The organism is Pseudonocardia charpentierae, assembly GCF_031845345.1.
Lineage (GTDB): Bacteria > Actinomycetota > Actinomycetes > Mycobacteriales > Pseudonocardiaceae > Pseudonocardia > Pseudonocardia charpentierae.
Window position 1 is genome coordinate 105,731 of sequence record NZ_JAVREJ010000020.1, and the last position, 20,722, is coordinate 126,452.

Annotated in this window: 18 protein-coding genes and 1 pseudogene; 10 read left to right on the top strand and 9 right to left on the bottom strand. The window is 71.3% G+C overall.

Annotation, left to right across the window (positions count from 1 at the left end):
- Positions 1-8 precede the first annotated feature (8 nt).
- The 3 genes from RM445_RS24600 to RM445_RS24610 form a co-directional block, all read right to left on the bottom strand.
- Positions 9-1,592, bottom strand: a complete 1,584-nt coding sequence (locus RM445_RS24600) for a lipoxygenase family protein (RefSeq protein ID WP_311559212.1) — start codon at positions 1,590-1,592, stop codon at positions 9-11.
- Complete coding sequence (locus tag RM445_RS24605; protein WP_311559213.1) at positions 1,589-3,475, bottom strand: peroxidase family protein; 1,887 nt, start codon at positions 3,473-3,475, stop codon at positions 1,589-1,591. Before RM445_RS24605 ends, RM445_RS24600 begins: the two co-directional genes overlap by 4 nt.
- Before the next feature lie 99 nt (positions 3,476-3,574).
- Positions 3,575-4,357, bottom strand: coding sequence for a hypothetical protein (locus RM445_RS24610; RefSeq protein ID WP_311559214.1), 783 nt, complete (start codon positions 4,355-4,357; stop codon positions 3,575-3,577).
- Between the two features lie 248 nt (positions 4,358-4,605).
- Here RM445_RS24610 and RM445_RS24615 point away from each other — a divergent pair, with 248 nt between their 5' ends.
- Both RM445_RS24615 and RM445_RS24620 read left to right on the top strand, forming a co-directional pair.
- A complete protein-coding gene (locus RM445_RS24615; protein ID WP_311559233.1) occupies positions 4,606-5,256 on the top strand; it encodes an RNA polymerase sigma factor in 651 nt (216 codons plus the stop codon).
- A gap of 236 nt (positions 5,257-5,492) precedes the next feature.
- Complete coding sequence (locus RM445_RS24620; RefSeq protein ID WP_311559215.1) at positions 5,493-6,680, top strand: MFS transporter; 1,188 nt, start codon at positions 5,493-5,495, stop codon at positions 6,678-6,680.
- Between the two features lie 248 nt (positions 6,681-6,928).
- On the opposite strand, the gene RM445_RS24625 is transcribed toward RM445_RS24620, so the two are convergent.
- Positions 6,929-8,314: an MFS transporter gene (locus RM445_RS24625; RefSeq protein WP_311559216.1), complete on the bottom strand. Its 1,386-nt coding sequence runs from the start codon at positions 8,312-8,314 to the stop codon at positions 6,929-6,931.
- Positions 8,315-8,574: 260 nt separating this feature from the next.
- Positions 8,575-9,504: a dihydrodipicolinate synthase family protein gene (locus RM445_RS24630; RefSeq protein ID WP_311559217.1), complete on the bottom strand. Its 930-nt coding sequence runs from the start codon at positions 9,502-9,504 to the stop codon at positions 8,575-8,577.
- A gap of 166 nt (positions 9,505-9,670) precedes the next feature.
- On the opposite strand from RM445_RS24630, the gene RM445_RS24635 reads away from it, so the two are divergent.
- The 3 genes from RM445_RS24635 to RM445_RS24645 all read left to right on the top strand — a co-directional run bounded on the left by RM445_RS24635 (position 9,671) and on the right by RM445_RS24645 (position 14,191).
- Entirely contained in the window at positions 9,671-10,663 is a 993-nt protein-coding gene (locus RM445_RS24635) for a LacI family DNA-binding transcriptional regulator (protein ID WP_311559218.1), read from the top strand.
- 11 nt (positions 10,664-10,674) lie between these two features.
- Positions 10,675-11,961, top strand: coding sequence for an ATP-grasp domain-containing protein (locus RM445_RS24640; RefSeq protein ID WP_311559219.1), 1,287 nt, complete (start codon positions 10,675-10,677; stop codon positions 11,959-11,961).
- Between the two features lie 199 nt (positions 11,962-12,160).
- Positions 12,161-14,191, top strand: a complete 2,031-nt coding sequence (locus tag RM445_RS24645) for a CocE/NonD family hydrolase (protein ID WP_311559220.1) — start codon at positions 12,161-12,163, stop codon at positions 14,189-14,191.
- 31 nt (positions 14,192-14,222) lie between these two features.
- Here the strand turns inward: RM445_RS24645 and RM445_RS24650 are convergent, their stop codons facing one another.
- Together RM445_RS24650 and RM445_RS32490 are read right to left on the bottom strand one after the other, a co-directional pair.
- Entirely contained in the window at positions 14,223-14,480 is a 258-nt protein-coding gene (locus RM445_RS24650) for an SbtR family transcriptional regulator (protein ID WP_311559221.1), read from the bottom strand.
- 44 nt (positions 14,481-14,524) lie between these two features.
- Positions 14,525-14,830 (bottom strand): TetR/AcrR family transcriptional regulator, encoded by a 306-nt coding sequence (locus tag RM445_RS32490; protein ID WP_397469392.1) that lies wholly within the window; start codon positions 14,828-14,830, stop codon positions 14,525-14,527.
- Here RM445_RS32490 and RM445_RS24660 point away from each other — a divergent pair.
- Together RM445_RS24660 and RM445_RS24665 are read left to right on the top strand one after the other, a co-directional pair.
- A pseudogene (locus tag RM445_RS24660) lies at positions 14,778-15,205 on the top strand (SDR family oxidoreductase); the annotation flags it as partial. The gene RM445_RS32490 and the pseudogene RM445_RS24660 overlap by 53 nt on opposite strands.
- 137 nt (positions 15,206-15,342) lie before the next feature.
- A complete protein-coding gene (locus tag RM445_RS24665) occupies positions 15,343-16,518 on the top strand; it encodes an MFS transporter (RefSeq protein ID WP_311559224.1) in 1,176 nt (391 codons plus the stop codon).
- Between the two features lie 6 nt (positions 16,519-16,524).
- On the opposite strand, the gene RM445_RS24670 is transcribed toward RM445_RS24665, so the two are convergent.
- Positions 16,525-16,698 (bottom strand): hypothetical protein, encoded by a 174-nt coding sequence (locus RM445_RS24670; protein ID WP_311559225.1) that lies wholly within the window; start codon positions 16,696-16,698, stop codon positions 16,525-16,527.
- Between the two features lie 29 nt (positions 16,699-16,727).
- The gene (locus tag RM445_RS24675; RefSeq protein ID WP_311559226.1) at positions 16,728-18,254 is read right to left on the bottom strand and encodes a restriction endonuclease; all 1,527 of its coding nucleotides are present in this window, start codon (positions 18,252-18,254) and stop codon (positions 16,728-16,730) included.
- A 132-nt stretch (positions 18,255-18,386) separates the two neighbouring features.
- On the opposite strand from RM445_RS24675, the gene RM445_RS24680 reads away from it, so the two are divergent.
- From RM445_RS24680 to RM445_RS24690, 3 genes are all read left to right on the top strand, one after another.
- The gene (locus RM445_RS24680) at positions 18,387-19,181 is read left to right on the top strand and encodes an LLM class flavin-dependent oxidoreductase (protein ID WP_311559227.1); all 795 of its coding nucleotides are present in this window, start codon (positions 18,387-18,389) and stop codon (positions 19,179-19,181) included.
- 213 nt (positions 19,182-19,394) lie between these two features.
- The gene (locus RM445_RS24685; RefSeq protein ID WP_311559228.1) at positions 19,395-19,589 is read left to right on the top strand and encodes a hypothetical protein; all 195 of its coding nucleotides are present in this window, start codon (positions 19,395-19,397) and stop codon (positions 19,587-19,589) included.
- A complete protein-coding gene (locus RM445_RS24690) occupies positions 19,590-20,600 on the top strand; it encodes an aminotransferase-like domain-containing protein (RefSeq protein WP_311559229.1) in 1,011 nt (336 codons plus the stop codon). It abuts the gene before it with no gap.
- Positions 20,601-20,722: the final 122 nt, after the last annotated feature.

Here is a 20,722-nt window from a genome sequence, read left to right on the forward strand (position 1 = left end):
AGGCAGGGTCAGTTCGAGATGCTCACGTTGAGGTTCCGCGGGCGGGACGCCGAGAGGTCGGACAGCCCGTCCGGCATGTCCTGCTGAATCTCGGTGAGCCGGTCGACCCAGCTCTGCATGACGGCGGCCGCCGCCGGATCGAGGGCCAGCTTCGGGATGTCGGCGGTGAGCAGCATGTTGTACGGCTTCCAGGTGCCGATGATCGTCGCGATGAGGTCGAAGGCTCGCCGCTGATCCATGTCCTCGCCGGACAGAGGAGCCACGGTCGGCACGATCCAGCTCAGCGTCGAGTAGTTCCAGACCACGTTGTTGAGTACGTCGTGCTCGACCGTCGAGACGTGGATCAACGTGGCGCAGAGCCGGGCCAACCACCGGAACGACACGGGCCGATCTGAGCGGGTGACGCCGTGGGGGAGGAGGCGGTCGAGTTCGGCGGTCCAGAGCGCGAGTTGCGGGTCGGCGGCCACCGCGGCGTCGCCGGGGTAGTAGAGCCGCAGGTAGTCCTCGACGTACGCGACGGTCGGCGCCCAGAGACACAGCACGTTGTCGCGGTACGGGTAGGCGAACGGCGTCTCGGTGGTGCCGCGCCGGGCGAACTGGGTGTCGGGTTCGAAGTCCCAGAAGTCGTAGCGGGCGATGTGGTCGTCCGCCATGCGAACCAGTACGGACGGCTCGTGGGAGAAGATCGCCGAGGAGAAACCCCGCGGGCGCCCGACCTGGAACTCGGCCACCTCGCGGTTGCCGATGAGCACCGTGTGGAAGCAGTGGTGCAGCAGCCTGCGGACGGGGTGGTCGGCATCGAGCCGGTTGGCGGTGGCCAGGGCGAACGACGTCAGCGTGGTCAGATGGGTCGACAGGTTGTGGCGGAACGTCGTGAGATCCTCGTTGAGGCCGGCCAGTAGCGCAGCCCGGGCGAGCTGCACCGGAAGGCCGTCCTGCTGCACCGAGACGGTGGCCAGGTGCGCACCGCTCATCGCGAAGCGTGCCAGACCCCCGGGTCGGGCCAGCCCCTCCCGTACCGGGTAGCCGGTCATCCAGCGCAGGTCGATCTCGTAGGTCCCGTCACCGGAGCGCCGCAGGTACGAGCCGAAGGGGGCGCGCACGGCGAGCTCCGCCAGCACGTCCGCATCCGGCCGCGCGAGTTCGGGGGGAACGGCGGGTGCGGTCGGCCAGGCCCGCCGGTAGCCGAGCGGGTACACGACGGAGAGCAACGCGTCGATGTCACGCGGAACGGGCGGGGTGTACCGCGGCGCGAGCGCGGTGAGCAGGTCGAGTGCGCGGCGGCCGCGTCGGATGCGTCGCAGCCGTGGTTCCGCGTGGTCCTCCGGCGGATGGGTCACTGCCTCGAACAGCCCGCGTACCGGCATGCCGGGGTGCGCCTCGCCGAACGGCCGGTACTGCACGCGCCCGTCGGTCGGTGCGGCGAGCGGGATGATCTCGGAGGACCGGAACGCGTGCCATTCGTTGAGCGCGATGATGTTGCGGTAGAGCCAGAACCGGGCCCGGTCGAGCAGCGTCGCGCTGCGCGCCCGGGACCGTACCGGTGCAGAAGACCGGGTGGCTGGGATGCTGGTGGTGGCGGTGTGTGTCATTGCTGGGTCTCCTGTCCGGGCACGTGCCACGGCGCGAAGGCGTTCTGGACGCCGCGGAGCGCCGGTGCGAGCCGGGGGTGGTGGCGCAGCAGGACCGTGCGCATGTCGTTCGCCCCGATCCAGGCCATGCCTTCGGGCGTGTAGACCTGCGGGGTGAAGTCGGTGGTGAAGAAGCGGTCGCTCTTGAGCCGCCGCGAGGCCATGAGGATGAAGATGCGGAACGTGGTGTCGCCGAACCCGAACCCGGCAGGCGGGGTCTCGGCGTAGAGCCCCACGGTCAGGTCGACGTCGTCGACGGTCGGGTACACGGCCTGCAGTTCGGCTGCGGTCTCCGGGTTGCCGGTGAGTTCGTCGAAGGACCTGACCGGCGGCAGGTGCATCAGCTGCCGGAACGCGTTGTAGCGCGGAACCCCGCGTTCACGGGAGCGGAGCAGGTCCACGGCGGCGAGGTCGACGGTGAGGCCGTCGTTCTCGGTGCGGACCAGGTGTTGCATGAACCGCGGGTGGTTGTGCAGGGCCACCGCTCCGGGGTGGGCCGTGCCGAGTGAGTAGAGCAGGTCGGTCGCGCCGCGCTGCTCGAGCAGCAGCCGGCTGTTCAGCCGAGCGGCGTCCATGAACGGCAGCGGCGTGCTGGGCCGCGGCCCGTCCACGGAGCGCAGATGCAGCTCGTCGGGGATCAGCGGATGCATGCGGTAGACCGCGACGAACTCCTCGGTGATCGAGTACGGGGCGGAGTGGTGGTCGGTGGGCGACCCGGGGATGCCGCTGAGGACCTCGCCGTCGGTCAACCGCCCGTAGAGCGTGCGCACCCGCTCTCCGGCAAGGCCGAACCAGTTGGCCCGCATTCCGATCCGCAGCGCGGGCCGGTTCAGGATCGCGGTGGTCCACTCCACGGTGTGGATCTTGGCGATGAGCGCGGCGACGATCAGACGTGCCTTGTCGAACACCTCGTCGTCCGACCAGTCGCGGTAGTTCGCGGCGAGCATGTCGCACACGGCGTTGTGTTCGCGCATGAACAACGTGTGCAGGAGTTCCAGTCCGACCCACCAGCCGTCGAGCCCGCCGGAGCTGCCGAGCAGCGCCGGGTCGATGTCGATCAGGTGGTTAGTCCCGATGGCGACCTTGCCCCGGCCCAGCTCCGGGCGGCGCACGGCGTTCTGGAAGTCCTGGTCGCTGCCGTAGATCTGGGAGGCGTCCCACCAGTGGGTCTCGGTGTTGACGAACGTGCGCGGCACGTCGGTGTCCGCGTTCGGGTCGCGCTTGGTGCGCGGCAGCGTGATCGGGTCGGTCGGCCAGTCGTCGCCGGGCGGGCGGGGGACCTCGAAAGGACATGTCGCGTCGGTGCCGTGGCTGAACCAGTCGCGGGTCTCGAACTGCAGCCATGCGGCGGCGAGCACGTTGAGCCCGGTGGCGGGGATCATCTCCGGTCCGCGGGCGAGCAGGCGGGTGCTGACCAGCCGAGGGTTGGGGGTGAGGACGCGGCTCGGGTCCTCCGGCTCGGTGTCCTGAAGGGGCACGTTGCGGCCGAACCGGGTTCCCGCCATGCCCATGGCCGGCGCGGACAAGTCGTTGTAGGACCCGTCCGCCGAGCGCGCCACCAGGTACCGCGCCGGTGGCTCCGGCGACAGCGTCGGCGTCGACGCGGCGTCGTTGGTGTCGAACAGGTTGTGCTCACGCAGGCCGTCGCGGATGCCCTGGATCAGCGCGAGCGAGACGGGGGTCGGGAACCGGTGCCAGCGCCACCGGCGGTCGATCGCCTCGGCCCACCTCGCGTAGAGGCGGCGCGCGAGCCGGACGGTCCGCGGAGTCCGGGTGGGTGGGTGGCCGACGACGGTCTCGTCGGAGACGTCGGCGATGGTGGGGGACGGGACGGTTCGAGTCATCGGCGTGCACCATCCAGGCTGGGAAGTGGTTGCACGACAAGGGAGCCCGTGACCGGTCGCCGTGATACCGCCGCTCGGCCGGCGTGGCGTGGCCGGGTGTCAGCGCGGGTGGACCCGTTCGGTGAGCACGGCGTCCGTGTTGGTGAACAGTGCGGGCAGCATCGCCCGGATCGCGCCGACGACCACGTTGTCCCCGGTGGACAGTGCGGCGACCGACCCCATGCCCTTCGCCCGCATCCGGGCGCCGTCGGTGACGGCGTTCAGCATCTCGGCGACGTCGAGCCAGGTGTATCCCGGGCGCAGTTCGAGCCCGTAACGCCGCGCGACCTGCTGGTAGAGCTCTGCCCAGTTGGTGAGCAACTGCTCGTAGTTGATCTTCAGGAACGTCTTGACCCGGGGATGGTTCGGCAACCCGACCCACACGATCGTCTGCAGGCTCCACAGCGGATCCTCCAGCGTGGCCGCGAGTGTGGCGCGGGACATCTCGCGGACCAGGTCGGTGAGGGTGATGTCAGGTGGCAGCGCCTCCAGTGCGCTGCGCAGCGTGCGGAGCTTCCGCGCCAGCAGGGCCGGGCGCATGAGGTAGGCGATCAGGTCTTCGGTGTAGCGGCTCTTGTATCTCCAGCGGTCCCGGAACATCCCGACTGTCAGGACCTTCGGTCGTTCCAGCGCCAGGTCCTCCTGCTCCGCACGCTCGACGAGGCGAGCCTGCGACAAGCCGGCGAGTAGCCGGGTACCGGCGTCGTGGTCGGCGAGCAGATCCGGGCCGCGGTGGTCGAGCAGATCGTCGTGCAGCAGGAGCAGCCCGATCTCGAGGAACGCGCGCGTCTCGGGACTGTTCGCGATCTTCACGCGGGTCGCGGGCCGGGCGTCGGCGCACACGTTGGACAGGACCGACGACAGGTCGTCGTCGGCCGGCAGCGGTGCGCCCCGGACGTCGATACCGCCAGCGTAGGACCTCCAGCCCTGGAGGTCCTACGCCCGCATGCGCGCTGTCGGGATCGACCGGCCGAGTCGGAGCCCGCGGCCGCGACCGCGAATGGGCTTGGACCCGTGCCGCCGGCGCCGTCGAGGTTGGTCTCACCAGCGAGATCGCGCCGGCGACGGCGTCGACAAGGGGAGGGTCCGTGATGCTCGAGACCGCCATTGCTCACACCACAGAGTCCGAGAACTCCCAGCCGGACACCACTCGGCCGGACGCCGGGGCGCCCGAGCGGCCTGGTCAGCTCGCCGAGCTGGTCGCGGGCGCACGGCGGGGCGAGCGCTGGGCGTGGGACGCGTTGGTCGAGCGCTATCGCCCGCTCGTTCGTGCAGTCGCGTCGGGTTATCGGCTCAACCGAGGTGATGTCGAGGACGTCGACCAGACGGTATGGCTGCGCCTGGTCGAGAACCTCGACCGCATCCGGGAGCCGCGAGCACTGCCCAGGTGGCTGATGACCACGGCCGGCAACGAGTCCCTGAGGCTGACGCGCAACGGACGGCGGACGCTACTCGTCGGCGCACTCGACGAGGCCGTGCAGGAGCACCGTGCCGAGCAGGGCGACGCGCTCGACACCGACCTGCTGCGCCGTGAGCTGGCCGAGACCGTGCGACAAGGGCTCGCCGCGCTGCCGGCGGCGCAGCGACGGCTGCTCGGACTGCTCGCGGGCGAGGGGCAGCTCAGCTACCGGGAGATCAGCCGGATCCTCGCGATTCCGGTCGGCAGCATCGGGCCGACTCGGGCACGCAGCCTGGCCCGGCTCCGTGCGACCGCGGCCGTTCGGGAGTACGTGGCCTGTTAGTAGAAGAAGCTGGTGGGGGCGTCCTTCGGGGCCGGGGCCGGGGCCGGTGGGTCGTCGCGCTGGACCGTCGGTCGGGAACCCGGTCCGGGCCGAGCGCCGCGGACGGCGGCGGACCGCACGGTGGCTACCGCCGTCGAGCGCCACCGCTGCCCGGAGAGTGGCGGGTGCCGGCGTGATGGAGGTCCACGAACCTGTACACGACGTGGGCGTAGGCCTAGCTTGTTCGCAATGGCGGGGTGTCGGTGAAGACCGTCGAGTCGTCGTTGTGGCGGTTGCCCGCGATCCGGCAGTTGGTCCTGCTCACCCTGCTCGGGTTCACCGGGTTCGCCGCGACTCTTGCGTCGCTCCCGTGGTGGGCGGTCCATCGCGGCGCGTCCCCGACCGCGGCGGGTCTGGTGACCACGGTGATGTTGGGCGTCACCGTGGTGGTCCAGTTCCTCGTTCCCGTGGTGGAGCGCCGACTCGGGACCGGCCGTACGCTGGCGATCGGCGTCTTCGCGTTGGGCGCGCCGTCGCCGATGTATCTGGTGAGCACGGATCTGGCGCCGATGCTGGTGGTCAGTGCCGTCCGTGGCATCGGATTCGGGGTGCTGACGGTCTTGGGGGCGAGCTTGACCGCCGTCCTGGCGCCACCGGGTCGTCACGGCGAGGCCGTCGGTCTGTACGGCTTGGCGATCGCCGCGCCCAACCTGCTGGTGGTGCCCGGGGCCGTGGCCCTGGCGCAGAACGTCGCCTTCTGGCCCGTCGTCGTGTTGGCGACGTGTCCGGTGCTGGCCGTCCCGTCGGCACTGGCCATCGGCGGCGGCCGCCGGCCACGCGTCGCGCACGAGAAGGCGGGCCATCGTCAGGCGGCGCTGGCCGCGGTGCTTCCCTCCGTCGTCCTGCTGACGATCACCTTGGCCGGCGGGGGAGTGACGACGTACCTGCCCATCGAGCGTCCGAGCGGCCTTCTGGCGACCCTCGTACTGGTGCTGTTCGGGTTGACGGCGGCGCTGGGACGGTGGCGGGTGGGCCGGCTCGCGGACCGGGCCGGGACGCGTCTGCTGCTGCCGGGGACAGTCGCCCTCGGGGTCGTGGGTCTGGCGGCGCTGGCCGCCGGGCTCTGGCAGGGGATGAACATTCTCCTGCTGGCGGGGGCTGCTGTGTTCGGCATCGCTTATGGCGCCGTGCAGAACCTCACGCTGGTGGCGGCCTTCGCCCGAGCACGGGGCCGCGGAGTGTCGACGGTCAGCGCGGTGTGGAACGCGGCGTTCGACACGGGTACCGGGATCGGAGCCGTGGTGGTCGGCGCCCTGGCTGCCACCGGAATGGGTGTGCCGATGGCGCTGGGCGTGTGTGCCGGACTGATCGCCGTGTGTCTTCCGCTCGCGGTGATGGCGTCGTCGGCCCGGCACGTGCCCGGCGGGCGCGACCACCAGGCATGATCGCGGAGTACGAGTTGGGCCGGATCCGCTTCCTGCCCGGCGACCGGACGCAACTCGACAGCAGCCTGCCATTCCTCCCAGGTCGGGCAGAACTTGCGCACAGTGGCGTAGAGGCTCCGCACGAATGCATGAAGGCCGTTCATCATGGGGCTCCTGGTGGCTTCCGCGCCGTCTTCTTGTGGAGACAGGCTTGGGGCAGACGGCTCCGGCCGCGGGCAGGGTGCCCGCGGCCGGAGTTCCCGAGTGAATCAGGGGGAGAGTTCTTCGAGGACCTTGCCCTTGGTCTCGATGGCGAACCGGGCGGTGATCAGACCCCCGATGAGGGCGACGACGGCGAACGCGAGGAACACGTAGCGGATGCCGACGCCGGCGACGATGAAGCCGACCAGGACGGGGCCGATGGACGAGCCGGCCCGAAGCCATGCGCTGCCGAAGCCGGTTCCGACTGCGCGTAGGCGGGTGGGGTAGAGCTCGGCGGAGTAGAGGTAGAGCGAGAAGGCGACCGTCTGCAGGATCGCGTAGGCGATCGGCGCGAGGATCACGACCTGGGTGGCGGTGGTCGCGCCGAGAGCGGTGAGGATGACGAACGGGATCGTCGCGAGCAGGAACGCGATGGTGTACCAGCGCTTGCGGCCGACCTTGTCGATGTAGAGCGCGCAGATGATGGAGGCGACCACGCCGACCGCGGAGGTGATCCAGCCGTAGAGCAGGCTGGTCTCCAGTGGGAGCTTGAACACCTGCCGGTAGAGCGTGGGCAGCCAGGTGACCAGGCCGTTGTTGATGACGTAGACGCTGATCCACAGACCCCAGATCATCAAGGTGCGCTTGAGGTAGATGCCGCGGAACAGCTCGCGCCAGTCGGACTTCGCGGTCGCCCTCGGGTCGACCGGCTGGACGACCGGTTCGGGCAGCGGCTTGCCTTCCTTACGTGCTTCGCGCTCCAGCATGGAGACGACCTTGTCGGCCTTCTCGATTCGGCCCTTCGACGCGAGCCAGCGCGGCGACTCGGGCATGAGGACCCGCAGCGGGATCATCAGCAGGGCCGGGACGAGGCCGACGATGAACAGCGCGCGCCAGCCGTAGAGCGGGACGAGGAAGTAGCCGGCGAGCCCGGCGAACAGCAGCCCGACCGGGAAGATGACCTCGTAGAGCAGGAAGAACCGGCCGCGCTTCTTCGCGCCGATGAACTCGTTGATGTAGGCCGAGGCGACGGGGACCTCGCCGCCGGTGCCGATGCCCTGCAGGAAGCGGAACACCAGCATGGAGGCGCCGCTCCAGGCGAACAGGCAGGCGACGTCCATCGAGACGAACAGCAGGATGGTGATCAGCAGGGTCGGCATCCGGCCGATCTTCTCGGCGACCCAGCCGAACAGGACCGCACCGATCAGCTGGCCGAGGTAGCCGGCGGAGAGGATGAGCCCGACCCACGCGGGGGTAAGGCTCCATTCCTCCACCAACGAGGGCATCGCGAAGGCGATGACCAGCACGGTATAGGCGTCGAAGAAGGTCGCCGAGCCGATGATGATGCGGATCAGCAGCAGGCGGCGGGTGATCGGGATCCGCTCGAGGCGGGCTACCAGCTCGGCGTTGGCGACGGCCGCGGAGCCGCCCGCGCCGGCGTATGAGGTGGACATGTCGACTGTTTCCTCGCCCTCCGCGGCGCTCGGGGCGGCGGAGTTCGTCGGGGACTGCGGTGTCACCGGACCGAGCGGCGCCCCCCCCCGACAGAGGTGGGCGGCGCACAGCGGTGTGCGGAAGGAACAGGGGCCGACCGCGAGTGTGAATTGCGGTCGGCCCGCCTGGCCCGGCCGGGATCGTTCACCGGCCGGGCCAGGCGCGTTTCAGCTGGCGGGTCGTCGAGACCGGCGCGTCGTGAAGGTCGACGCGGGCGGTGTCAGGCGAGCCCGGCGGCCTTGATCGCGTCGGCGATCTCGGTCTCGGCCTCGGCGGTGAGGTCGACCAGCGGCGAGCGGATGACGGCGTTGGGCAGGATGCCCCGGGTCCGCAGGCCGATCTTGAGGGCGACGGTGCCCTCCATGTGCGAGCCGCGGTGGTACACGGCCTTGGTCACCGGCAGCAGCCGGTCGTGGATCTTGCGGGCCGCGGCGTAGTCCTTCGCCTTACCGGCGGCGATCAACTCGATCAGCGGCTCGGGGGCGAGGCCGCCGTAGCCGACGAGCAGGCCGTCGACATCGAACATGGTGTGCAGCAGGTACTCGTCGTGGCAGGACAGGATCTGCAGGTCCGGGTTCTCGCGGCGCAGCACCGGGATCTCGGTGTCCCAGCGGCGCATGTTCCGCACACCGTTCTTGGTGGCGAACACCCCGGGCTGGGCGGCGATCTCGAGCTGGGTGTCGAGGTTGTAGGTGGCCTTGGTGTTGTCCGGGTACTGGAACAGGATCAGCGGCAGGCCGGTCTCCTCGTAGATGGCCCGGTAGCGGTCCTGCGGTGCGCCCTGCTGGTAGCCGAAGCGCAGCCAGCCGTGCGACGGGTAGACCAGACCGGCCGTGGCGCCGGCCTCGACGGCCCGCTTGGCCTCCTCGACCGCGACCTTGGTGCCCTCACCGGTGATCCCGGCGATGATCGGCACCGACACCTCGTTGACCAGGTTGCGGACCAGCGCGACCTGCTCGTCCTGCGTGAGGAACGTGCCTTCACCGGCGTGGCCCAGCACGACCAGGCTCTTCACGCCGTCGATGCCCGCCAGCCACTTGCCCAGCCCGGCCATCGCGGCGTGGTCGACGTCGCCGTCCGGGGTGAACGGGGTGACCGGGGCGGGGTTCAGACCACGCAGGTCCAGAGCGGGAAGTTCAGAAGTAGACATTCGTTGGCCCTTCTCGGCTGAAGCTCTGTCTGTCGCTCCCGGGCTCCAAGTTCGCGATGGGATCGATTCCGGGAACGTTCCCAAAGTGTGCAGTCTCGACGAGGAGTCGTCAACCCTTTTGGTGCATCGTTTCCGGGAACGTTCCCGTCTGCGGTAAGATCCGACCGTGGTGACCATCGTGGACGTGGCCCGGGTGGCCGGGGTCAGCAAGTCGACCGTGTCGCGGGTGCTCGACGAGCGCCTGCCCCGGTCCCAGAACGCCACCGCCGAGCGGGTCCGCAAGGCGGCCGCCGAGCTCGGCTACGTCCGCGATCCCCTCGCCTCGGGTTTGCGCCGGGTCGGGACCAGCACCATCGGGGTCGTCGTCCCGCACCTGACCGACACCGTCATGGCCATGTTCTACGAAGAGATCGCCGCCGCAGCCACCGCCCGCGGCCTGTTCGCCGTGGTCGCCAGCACCAACGACGACCCGGACACCGAACGCGTCGCCGTGGAGTCACTGGTCCGCCGGCGCGTCGACGGGCTGATCCTCACCACCGCCCGCATCGACACCCCGATCCCGCTCGGACCGCTGGGCGACTCGCTGCCGCATGTGCTGGCGCTGCGCACCAACGACACCAGCTTCGCCTCGCTCGGCGACGACCGGCTCGGCGCCCACCTCGCCACCCGCCACCTGCTCGACCTCGGCCACCGCCGCATCGGACTGGTCCGCGGCCCCGGCTACGCCTCCACCGCCCGCAACCGCGAAGCCGGCTACCGCGACGCCCTCACCGAAGCCGGCGTGCCCGTCGACGAGACCCTGCTCGCCGGCGACTCCTTCACCATGCAATCCGGCGAGATCGCCGGCCGGGCACTGCTCGACCGCGCCGACCGGCCCACCGCGATCTTCGCCGTCAACGACAACAACGCGATCGGCGTCATGGCTGTCGCCCACGCCCTCGGCCTGAGCGTCCCCGACGATCTGTCCCTCGTCGGCTACAACGACATCCCCGTCGTCAGCCGGCTCCCCGTTCCGATGACGACGATCCGCGTTCCGTTCGCGCAGATCGCGACTGCGGCGCTCGAACTGCTCAACGAGGCGAGCGCCGACGGCGTACCGCGGACCGTGACCGCTGCACCGACCCTCATTCCTCGCAGGTCGGCGACCGCGCCCAGGTGAAGAGGAGTGTCATGGTCGAGAACGTGTTCGTGCTCGGGCTCGACGCGCACAACGCCGACGTCCTGCACGGCCTGCCTGACGCCGCTCGTTATCGCTTCCACCCGCTGCTGTCGGACGGGGAGCTGTCGGGCGGGGAGTCGGTCGACCTGCCCGGGCTGCTGGATGCCGCGCAGCGACAGGTCGAGGCGTTCGACGGCCCGGTACACGCCCTGGTCGGGTTCTGGGACTTCCCGATCAGCACGATGGTCCCGATCCTCTGCGAACGACTCGGGCTGCGCTGGGCCACCACGGAGGCCGTGGTCAAGTGCGAGCACAAGTACTGGAGCAGGCTCGAGCAGTCGAAGGTGATCGACGAGATTCCGGGCTTCGGTCTGCTCGACCTCGACGACCCGAGGCTGCCCGAGGGCCTCGGCTACCCCGTGTGGATCAAACCGATCCGGTCGGCGTCGTCCCAGCTCGCCTTCCGCGCCGACGACCCGCAGCAGCTCGCCGGCGCGGCCGCCACGATCCGCTCGGGTATCCGCCGCATCGGCGACGCGTTCGGCACGGTCCTCGACCTGCTGGAGCTGCCGCCCGAGCTGGCCGGCGTCGGCGGAAGCGCCTGCCTGGTCGAGGAGTCGGCCACCGGTCGGCTGGTGACCGTCGAGGGCTACAGCCGCCACGACCAGGTGCACGTCTACGGGATCGTCGACTCCGTCACCGTTCCGGGCGGCACCAGCTTCCTGCGCTACCAGTACCCCTCGACGATTCCCGACGCCGTCTCCGAGCGCATGGTCGAGCTGACCCGGCGGGTGATCCGGCAGATCGGCTACGACGGCGCCACCTTCAACGTCGAGTACTTCTGGGACGAGGAGCAGGACGCGCTCGCCCTGCTGGAGATCAACCCGCGGCACTCGCAGAGCCACGCCGAGCTGTTCGCCTGGGTGGACGGCGTCGCCAACCACCACCACATGCTGGAGCTGGCGCTGGGCCGGGACCCGCGGCCACCGCACCGCGAGGGCCCGTACGCCGTGGCGGCCAAGTGGTTTGTGCGCCGCACCTCCGACGGCGTGGTCCGCCGGATCCCGGCCGCCGAGGAGATCGCGCAGGTCGAGCGGGAGATCGACGGCTGCGTCGTCGAGGTGACCGTCGCGCCGGGCGAGCGCCTGTCGGAGCGGCACGACCAGGACAGCTACAGCTACGCGGTCGCGAACGTCTACCTCGGCGGGGCGAGCGAGGACGACCTGGTCCGCAAGTTCGAGCAGGCGGTGGCCGCGCTGCCGTTCGAGATCGACGACCCCGGTCAAGGAGCGCGCTGAACAACTCGGCCCTACTGCGCGGCGCCCAGGCGGCGCCTCGCTGCGTTGTCGTCGGGCCCGATACAACCCCGGTATCGGGCCCTCCTCTGCCTTGCGATGCATCCACCTGGATCACCGCTCGCTACGGGCGGAGTTGTTCAGCACCCTCCTGGCCGTCACAGAACCGCCTGCATGAGGATCGGTGCATGAGGTTCGCTGCATGAGGGTGGTCGACCGCTTCCCGCGCGAGGTCGTCGAGGAGGCGCGGCTGCGGATTCCCATGTCGGACGGGGTGCACCTGGCGGGGCGGCTCTGGCGGCCCGCGGACTCCGACGAGCGCCCCGTGCCGGCGGTCCTGGAGTTCATCCCGTACCGGCAGCGCGATCTGACGGCGGTGCGCGACTCGATGCACCACCCCTACCTCGCCGGCCACGGGTTCGCCGGGGTCCGGGTGGACCTGCGCGGCAGCGGCGACTCCGAGGGCGTGCTCACCGACGAGTACCTCGAGCGGGAGCTGCGCGACGCCGAGGAGGTGCTCGCCTGGCTCGCGGCCCAGCCGTGGTGCAACGGCCGCACGGGGATGATGGGCATCTCATGGGGCGGGTTCAACGCGCTGCAGGTCGCCGCTCGGCGACCCCCGAGCCTCGGTGCCATCGCGGCGGTGTCGTTCACCGACGACCGGTACGCCGACGACGTGCACTACATGGGCGGCTGCCTGCTGACGGACAACCTGTCGTGGGCGTCCACGATGCTCGCCTACAACTCCTGCCCTCCCGACCCGGACGTGGTCGGCGAGCGGTGGCGGGAGATGTGGCACGAGCGGCTGCGCGACAGCGGGCTGTGGCTCGCCGAGTGGCTACGCCACCAGCACCGCGACGACTACTGGCGCCACGGTTCGGTCTGCGAGGACTACAGCGCGATCGACGTCCCTGTGCTCGCGGCCAGCGGATGGGCCGACGGCTACACGAATGCGGTCTTCCGCCTGCTGGCCTCGCTCGACGTGCCGCGCAAGGGCCTCGTGGGCCCGTGGTCGCACAAGTACCCGCACCTCGGCCAGCCCGGCCCGGCGGTCGGGTTCCTCCAGGAGTTGGTGCGGTGGTGGGACCACTGGCTGTGCGGCACCGACAACGGCGTCATGGACGAGCCCATGTTGCGCATCTGGATGCAGGACAGCGTCCCGCCGTCGACGGCGTACGAGGAGCGGCCGGGCCGCTGGGTGGGGGAGGCGAGCTGGCCGTCCCCGCAGGTGCACCCGACCTCGTACCCGCTCGGCGACCACCGCGTCCTGGCTCCCGGAGACCGGCCGGACGGCGTGCCCGAGCGGCTCACCGTGTCGTCCCCCCTGTCCGTCGGCCAGTTCGCCGGCAAGTGGTGCTCCTACAACGCCCCGCCGGACCAGCCCTACGACCAGCGCGAGGAGGACGGCGGCTCACTGGTCTTCGACGGCCCGGTGCTCACCGAGCGCCTGGAGATCCTCGGAACACCGGTCGTGGAGCTGGAGTTCGCCGTCGACCGGCCGGTGGCGATGGTCGCGGTGCGGCTCTCCGATGTCGCACCGGACGGCCGGGCCACCCGGATCAGCTACGGCCTGCGCAACCTCACCCACCTCCAGGGGCACGAGCACCCCTCGGCGCTCGTCCCGGGCGAGCGCTACCGGGTGCAGGTGGGCCTGAACGCCATGGCGCAGGCGCTTCCCCCGGGCCACCGGCTGCGGCTCGCGTTCTCGACGTCGTACTGGCCCCTGGCCTGGCCCGCGCCCGAGCCGGTCATGCTCAGCGTGTTCCCCGGGTCGAGCTCGCTCGTCCTGCCCGTGCGCCCCGATCCCGGCGACGCCGAGCTGTCGGTACCGGACCAGGGTGAGCCCGAGGCGGCCCGGCCGATCGCCGTCACGCCGCTGGCGCCGGGCCGGGAACGCTGGACGGTCACCCGCGATCTGGCCGACAACTCGTCGGCGCTGGACGTCGTCAAGGACCTGGGGGTGGTGCGGATTGACGACATCGACCTGGAACTGACCCGCCGCGCCGACGAGCGCTACACCTGGGTGGGCGACGACGTGGGATCGGTGCGCGGCGAGGTCGCCCACACGATGAGCTTCGTCCGGGACGCCTGGGCGGTCGAGACCCGCACACGGACCGTGCTGACGTCGACGGCCACGGACTTCCGCCTGCACGCCCAGCTCGACGCCTACGAGGGCGACGAGCGGGTGTTCGCCCACAGCTGGCGCCTGTCGATCCCGCGCAACCACGTGTGACGGCGGGCTTCAGTGGTTCGACTCTCGGCTGTCAGCCGGGTGCGCGGAGACCGTCGAGGATGACGCCGAGCAGGCGGCGGGCCCGATCGTCGAACTCGGCCGGTTCCAGGCGGGACAGGTAGCCGATCAGAATGATCACGTCGCGGGCGTCCACGTCGGGGCGGATGGTGCCTGCGGCGCGGCCGGCGTCGAGCAGGCGGGTGACCGCGTCGCCGATCGGGCCGTGGCTGTGTGCGGCGAGGTCCTTCCCGGTGCCGACCTCCAGGGCTGCGAAGACGCCGCGTTTCACTGCGGCGTACTCGGCGACCCGGTCGAACCACCGGTGCAGGGCGGTCAGCGGGTCGTGGTCGGCGAGCAGCGTGTCGGCGGTCTCGACCAGTGCGTCGACGTCGGTTCGGCGCGGTAGACCTCCGCGAGCAGGTCGGCGCGGGTCGGGAAGTGCCGGTAGAGGGTCGCCTGGCCGACGCCGGCGCGCTGGGCGATGGCATTGAGCTTCACGTCGGGATCGGCGGTGATCTCCGCGCGGGCCACGGCCAGGATGCGGGCCCGGTTCTCCGCGGCATCGGCTCGGAGCGGGGGAGCGTTCGACGGCTGGTCGGCGATGATCGACGTGAACGTGCGCGGTGTCCTGCACGGCATCGCGGCGGCACTGCCGGTGTTCCGCGAGCAGGGCAGCGGCCACTTCGTCACCACGGTGTCCACCTCGGGCCTGAAGATCGTGCCCGGCCAGGCGGTCATGCCGGCACCAAGAACGCCGTGCGCACCTTGCTCGAGGGACTGCGTCAGGAGTGCACCGACGGGACGATCCGCACCACGTCGATCCCACCGGGCTATGTGCGGACGGAACTCGCCGACTCGATCGACGACCCGGCCACGCGCGCGCAGATTCGCGACGACATGTCGCGCTTCGCCATCGCGCCCGAGGCGGTCGCCCGCGCCATCGCGTTCGCCATCGAGCAACCCGCCGACGTCGAGATCGGCGACATGACGATCCGGCCGACCCGGCAGGGCTGAGCCGGGCCCGCCCGCTGCCGGCTGCCGGCTGCGGGTGGGCGGCGACGGGGTCGAAACGATTCGATCTCCGGTGTAGGGTCGCCTGACCTGCTCGGTTCGGGTGCGGGCCATTCTTGCGTCGTCTGCGGGGGTCCGCGTTGCCGATCGCGATCGTCGCGTTGGCGCTGGGAGCGTCCGGTATCGGGCTCGCCGAGTTCGCCGTGATGGGTCTGCTCCCCGACATCGCCACCGACCTCGCCGTGTCCTTGTCCACTGCCGGCAACCTCGTCACCGCCTACGCCGTGGGGGTGGTCGTCGGGGCGCCGTTGCTGACCGCCGCGGCCGTCCGGCTCCAGCGGCGAACCGCCCTCCTGTTGTTCATGCGCTTGTTCGCCGCAGGCAACGCGCTCGCCGGCATCGCGCCGAACCTCGGTCTGTTGCTCGTCGCGCGGTTCCTGTCCGGCCTCCCGCACGGAGCGTTCATCGGCGTCGGAGCGTTGGTCGCCACGTCGCTGGTGCCCGTGGAGCGTCGCTCGTCGGCGGTGGCGTCGATGACGCTCGGTGTGACCGTGGCCAACGTGGTCGGGGTGCCGGCGACGACCGTGATCGGCGGGCTCGCCGGATGGCGGATGTCGTTCGGAGTGATCGCCGGGATCGGACTGCTGTGCGTGGCCGCCATCGCGGCCACCGTTCCCCGCCGCACGACCACGCAGCGACCCAGCCTGTCCGCCGAGCTCGTCGCCCTCCGCCGGCCTGCCGTGCTGCTCGTCCTGGGCGTGGTGGTGCTCGGCGCCAGCGGCATGTTCGCGTTCTACACGTTCATCACCCCGACGCTGACCGACCGGACGGGGTTCGGCTCGGCAGCCATTCCGATCCTGCTCATGGTGTGCGGCCTGGGCATGACCGCGGGCACGGTCGTCGGCGGGATGCTGTCGGACCGGTTCGGCCCTCGGCGTGTCGTCGTGGTGCTGCTGGCGGCGCAAGCCGTGCTGCTCACTGTCGCGGTGTTCGCGATGCGCTCGCCGATCGTCGCCCCGGTGCTGGTCTTCGCCGTCGGCGCGGTCGGCCTCGGCTTCTTTCCGCCCGTGCAGAGCATGGTGATGCAGGCGGCAGGCGACGCGTCGACGCTGGCGTCGGCGGCGATCCAGTCGGCCTTCAACGTGGCGAACGCGCTCGGCGCGAGCCTGGGCGGGCTCGCGCTCGCAGCGGGGCTCGGCCTGGCCGCACCACCGGCCGCCGGCGCGCTGCTGTCCGTGTTCGGCCTCGTACCGGCCCTGGTGATGGTGTCCATGGCGCGGCGGAGGAACCGGCCCGCGGCTCTGCTCCCGGAGTAGGGCAGCTCAGGTCTTGTTCTTCACCACGCCCGCGTTGGGGACCAGGTTCCGCTCCAACAAGGCGTACGCCTCTGCCAGGTCACGCACTCCTGCCGGGCTGTTGCCGACCTTGGCAGCTGCACTGATGATGGCCTCGAGGACGGCCTCGCGGGCCTGCTCGCTGGCACTGTGGTCAACCATGGTCGAGGACGCTACCCGCGAGTTGAGCGTCAGCGGCGGGCCTGGGCGGAGTTGACGACGTCGCGGCCGAGGTGTTCCTTGATCTGCAGTCCGAGTTCGGCGCCTTCCATGGTGGCGATGCCCTGTGCGCGGGCGCGTTGGCGAGTGCGGTCGCTGAACCGGGAGGTTGTGACGAGCAGCCCGTTGGTCGCGGTGGGGTGTTCCCGCATGGCTCCCATCAACGCCTGGATGTCCTTCGGCGGGACGACCGAGCGGACGCGTTTGACCTGGATCAGGCATTCGGTGGGGACGTAGGGGTCGGCCTTGGTGGCGACGGCGTCGATGCCGTCGTCGCGCGATGACTGGGTGTGCCAGGCGTCGTAGCCCTTGGCCCGGAACAGGGCGGCCACCAGCTTCTCGAACTCGTGGGGGTCCATGTCCATCAGATCGGTGCGGTGGTCGATCTGTGCGAGCGCCTGAGGTGCGGTGACGAGCCGGTAGCGGATCAGGAGATCGACGTCCACGAACGGCTGCACCGCCTCCAACTGATACGGGTGCGGGGAGATCTCGGCGCCGAGGAACGCGACACACCGGCGAGCGTCGAGTTCCGGGTTGTCCAGGTGCAGCTCGGCGAAGGTGGAACGGGCGGCGGTCACGGTGACCAGGCACGGATGTGTGGGGCGCCCGGTCGCCGGATCGGTCGCGGTGATGTGCCCGTTGACGGTGACCGCGTCGACGAGGCCGGGCGGGAACGCCCGGAAGCAGATCGCCAGCACGGCGAGGGTGACCTGGCCGATCACGTCGGCGTAGAGCGCCGCCCGCTCGGCGGCCTTGCGTTCGACCGGCGCGACGGTGCGGCGTGTGACGACGTGGCGCCACTCCCGCTCCACCGGGACGACGTCGGTGCCCGGGAGTTCGACCTCGACGGCCAGTTCCGCGGCCTCCGACTGGTGGACGGCGCGTCCACGGCGGACCAGCCCCCGCAGGGGAGTGATCGTGCGCAGCAGCGCGGCGGTCAGTTCGGGGACGGCATCCGGGTCTCCGCCGGCCGCTGCGGCGACGAGTCCGTCGATGCGCCGCTCGTGGTCAGCCCGGGCTTCGGCGGCGCGGATGCGGTCTCGGTCGGCCGCGGCGGCCCGGCGGCGTTCGAACTCGGCGAACTCCTCGTCGAACCGGGTCCGGGCCTGGGCGACCGCGCGATTGTGGCCCAGCCGGCCGAGCAGGCCGGGCTCGGGCGGGGCGAAGTCGGCCCAGCGGGGCGGCTCCTCGTCGAAAGGTTCCGGTTCGACCTCCGGCGGGAGGTCGCGCAGGTCGGAGATCGTCGGGATGGGGAAGGCCACCACGACGTACAGCACCCCGGCCAGCGCCGTCAGACGGGCATCCAGCTCGGTCTGCCGCCGGACCGCCTCCGCATCCCGTTCAGCGCGCTCGTGCGCGGCGTCGCCCCGGCGGGTGCCGGCAGTGGACCGGCGGTCGTCCTTGCGGATCTGGGCCTCGGCGCGCAGGCGGGCAACCTCGCTGCGTCGCCGCTGCTCCCGGTCCCGCCCCAGCTCGTCCCACAACGATCCGCGTGCCATCGCCACCCCCGGCGCCCACTTCACCAGCCGCGACGCACGACCAGCACCGCTGATCCAGTGATCGGCCGACCGCGAAGCGTGGCAGGCGTACCGACGGCCGAGGTGATCTGGTCGGTGTGGTGAGGTGGGGGCGTGCAGGTCGTCACGACGGGCGTGGTGTTCCGACCGCAGTCACCGCCGGAGCGGCTGCGGGAGGTGGTCGAGGCCGCCGACGTAGCGGGCGTGGGCGAGCTGTGGCTGTGGGAGGACTGCTTCTGGGAGGGCGGGCTGACCGCTGCGGCTGCCGCACTGGCCTGGAGCGAGCGGTTGCGGATCGGTATCGGCCTGCTGCCGGTGGCGCTGCGGAACCCGGCGGTGGTGGCGATGGAGATCGCCACCTTGGCCCGGTTGTTCCCGGACCGGTTCGTGCCGGGGCTGGGCCATGGCGTGCTCGACTGGATGGGGCAGGTCGGAGCCCGTGCGGAGTCGCCGATGACGTTGCTGCGCGAGCACACCGCCGCGGTGCGTGACCTGCTGCACGGTCACCGCGTCGACGTCGACGGCCGTTACGTGCACCTGGACGGTGTCGCGCTCGAATGGCCGCCGGCGCAACCGCCGCCGTTGCTGCTCGGGGCGCGTGGCCCGAAGACGCTGCGCCTGGCGGGTGAGTCGGCCGACGGCGTGATCCTCGACGCGGCCGCCACTCCGGACGGCGTCCGCGCGGCGTGCGCCGAGGTCGACGCCGGGCGGGCGGTGGCCGGACGTGCCGATCCGTATCAGGTCGTGGTGTACATCGAGCCGCCCGTGGGCCTGGCCGACGACGAACTGGCCGACGTCGTCGCGAAGGCGGTGCGCGACCTGGGCGAAGCGGGGGCCACGAGCGTGGTGTTCCAGGGCAGTGCCGAGGCGCCGGACCCCGGCCCGTTGCTCCGCGCCATCGCGGCGTAGGGCCGGCCCCGGGCACCGGCGACCGTGGTCAGCCCACCTCGGCCTCGACACGCGGCGTTCGGCCGGCGTGCGGATCGGAGTGGAACCGCACGAGTCCGTCGACCCCGTCGAGGAACCACCGTTCCGGGCGTCCTCGCAGAGAGCCCGGCCTCCTCGCCGACGCGATCGCCTCTGCGACGAGTGCGCCACCTCTGCCAAGGCCGCGATGGTCAAGTGCTCCAGGTCAAGCGCGGATTCCCGCTCTCCGCCTGCGCGCAGAACGTCCGTGGCTCGGCGATCCGCGACCTGCTCACCCTGACCGCCCGTTCCGACGTTCTCAGTCTGGCCGGCGGCCTGCCCGCGAGCGACGCGCTGCCCCGCGAGCGCATCGCGGTCGCCGCCGAGCGGGCGCTGCGGGCTCCGGCGTAGGTGCAGTACGGGGAGACCGCCGGTCTCGCCGGCCTGCGCGAGGTCGTCGCCGCGCACGAGGCCGCGCGGGTGGGCCGTCCGGTGGCCCCGTCGGAGGTCGTCGTGACCAGTGGCTCCCAGCAAGCGCTCGACCTGCTCGCCCGGGCCGTCGTCGACCCCGGCGACCCCGTCGTGGTGGAGGACCCCGCGTACGTCGTAGCGCTGCAGGTTTTCCAGGCTGCGGGCGCGGACCTGCACACCGTCCCGCTCGACGCCGAGGGGATGGACCTCGACGCCCTGGAGGGGCTGCTGCGCGGTGGCCTGCGTCCCCGGCTGGTCCACACGGTCAGCAGCTTCCGCAACCCGCGGGGCGTCACGATGTCGCAGGCCCGCCGGGCGCGGCTGGCCGAGTTCGCCGACCGGTACGGGCTGCTCGTCGTCGAGGACGACCCGTACGGCCTGCTCGCCTTCGACGGCGCGCCGCCCCGGCCGGTGGCCGCGTACGGCGACCGCGTGGTCCGCCTGGGCAGCGCGTCCAAGATCCTTGCCCCGGCGCTGCGGGTCGGCTGGCTCACCGGCCCGGCACCGGTGGCCGCCGCCGTCGAGCGGCTGCGCCAGTGTGCCGACCTGTGCGGCTCGACGCTCACCCATGCGATCGCGGCCGAGCTGCTGGCGGACGGGCCGTGGCTGGCCGGGCACCTGCACCGGCTACGCACCGACGGCGCCGCCCGCGCCCGGGTCTTCACCGCCGGCGTCGACTCAGCGTTCGGGACGGCGGCCGTCCGGTCCGAGGCCGCGGGCGGGATGTTCTGCTGGCTCGAGTTCCGCGACGGCACCGATACCGACGCCCTCCTGCAGCGTGCGCTCGCCCGCGGCGTCGCGTTCGTGCCGGGCAGCGCCTTCTCCGTCTCCCGGCCGCGGACCGATGCGGCTCGCTGCTGCTTCGCCACCCTGTCGGCGGCCGACCTCCAGGAGGCGGTGACCCGGCTGGCCGGCGCGTGGCGCGACCCCGTGGCGCGCGGCTCGGCCTAGACGAGTAAGTCCTAACGGCGTGCCTGCCCGGGACGTGGCAGGAGGGTGTTGAAGATCCGTTTGTGACGACAGACCTCAACACCCTCCTAACCGCACTCTATGTGAAGATCGACGACTGGCTG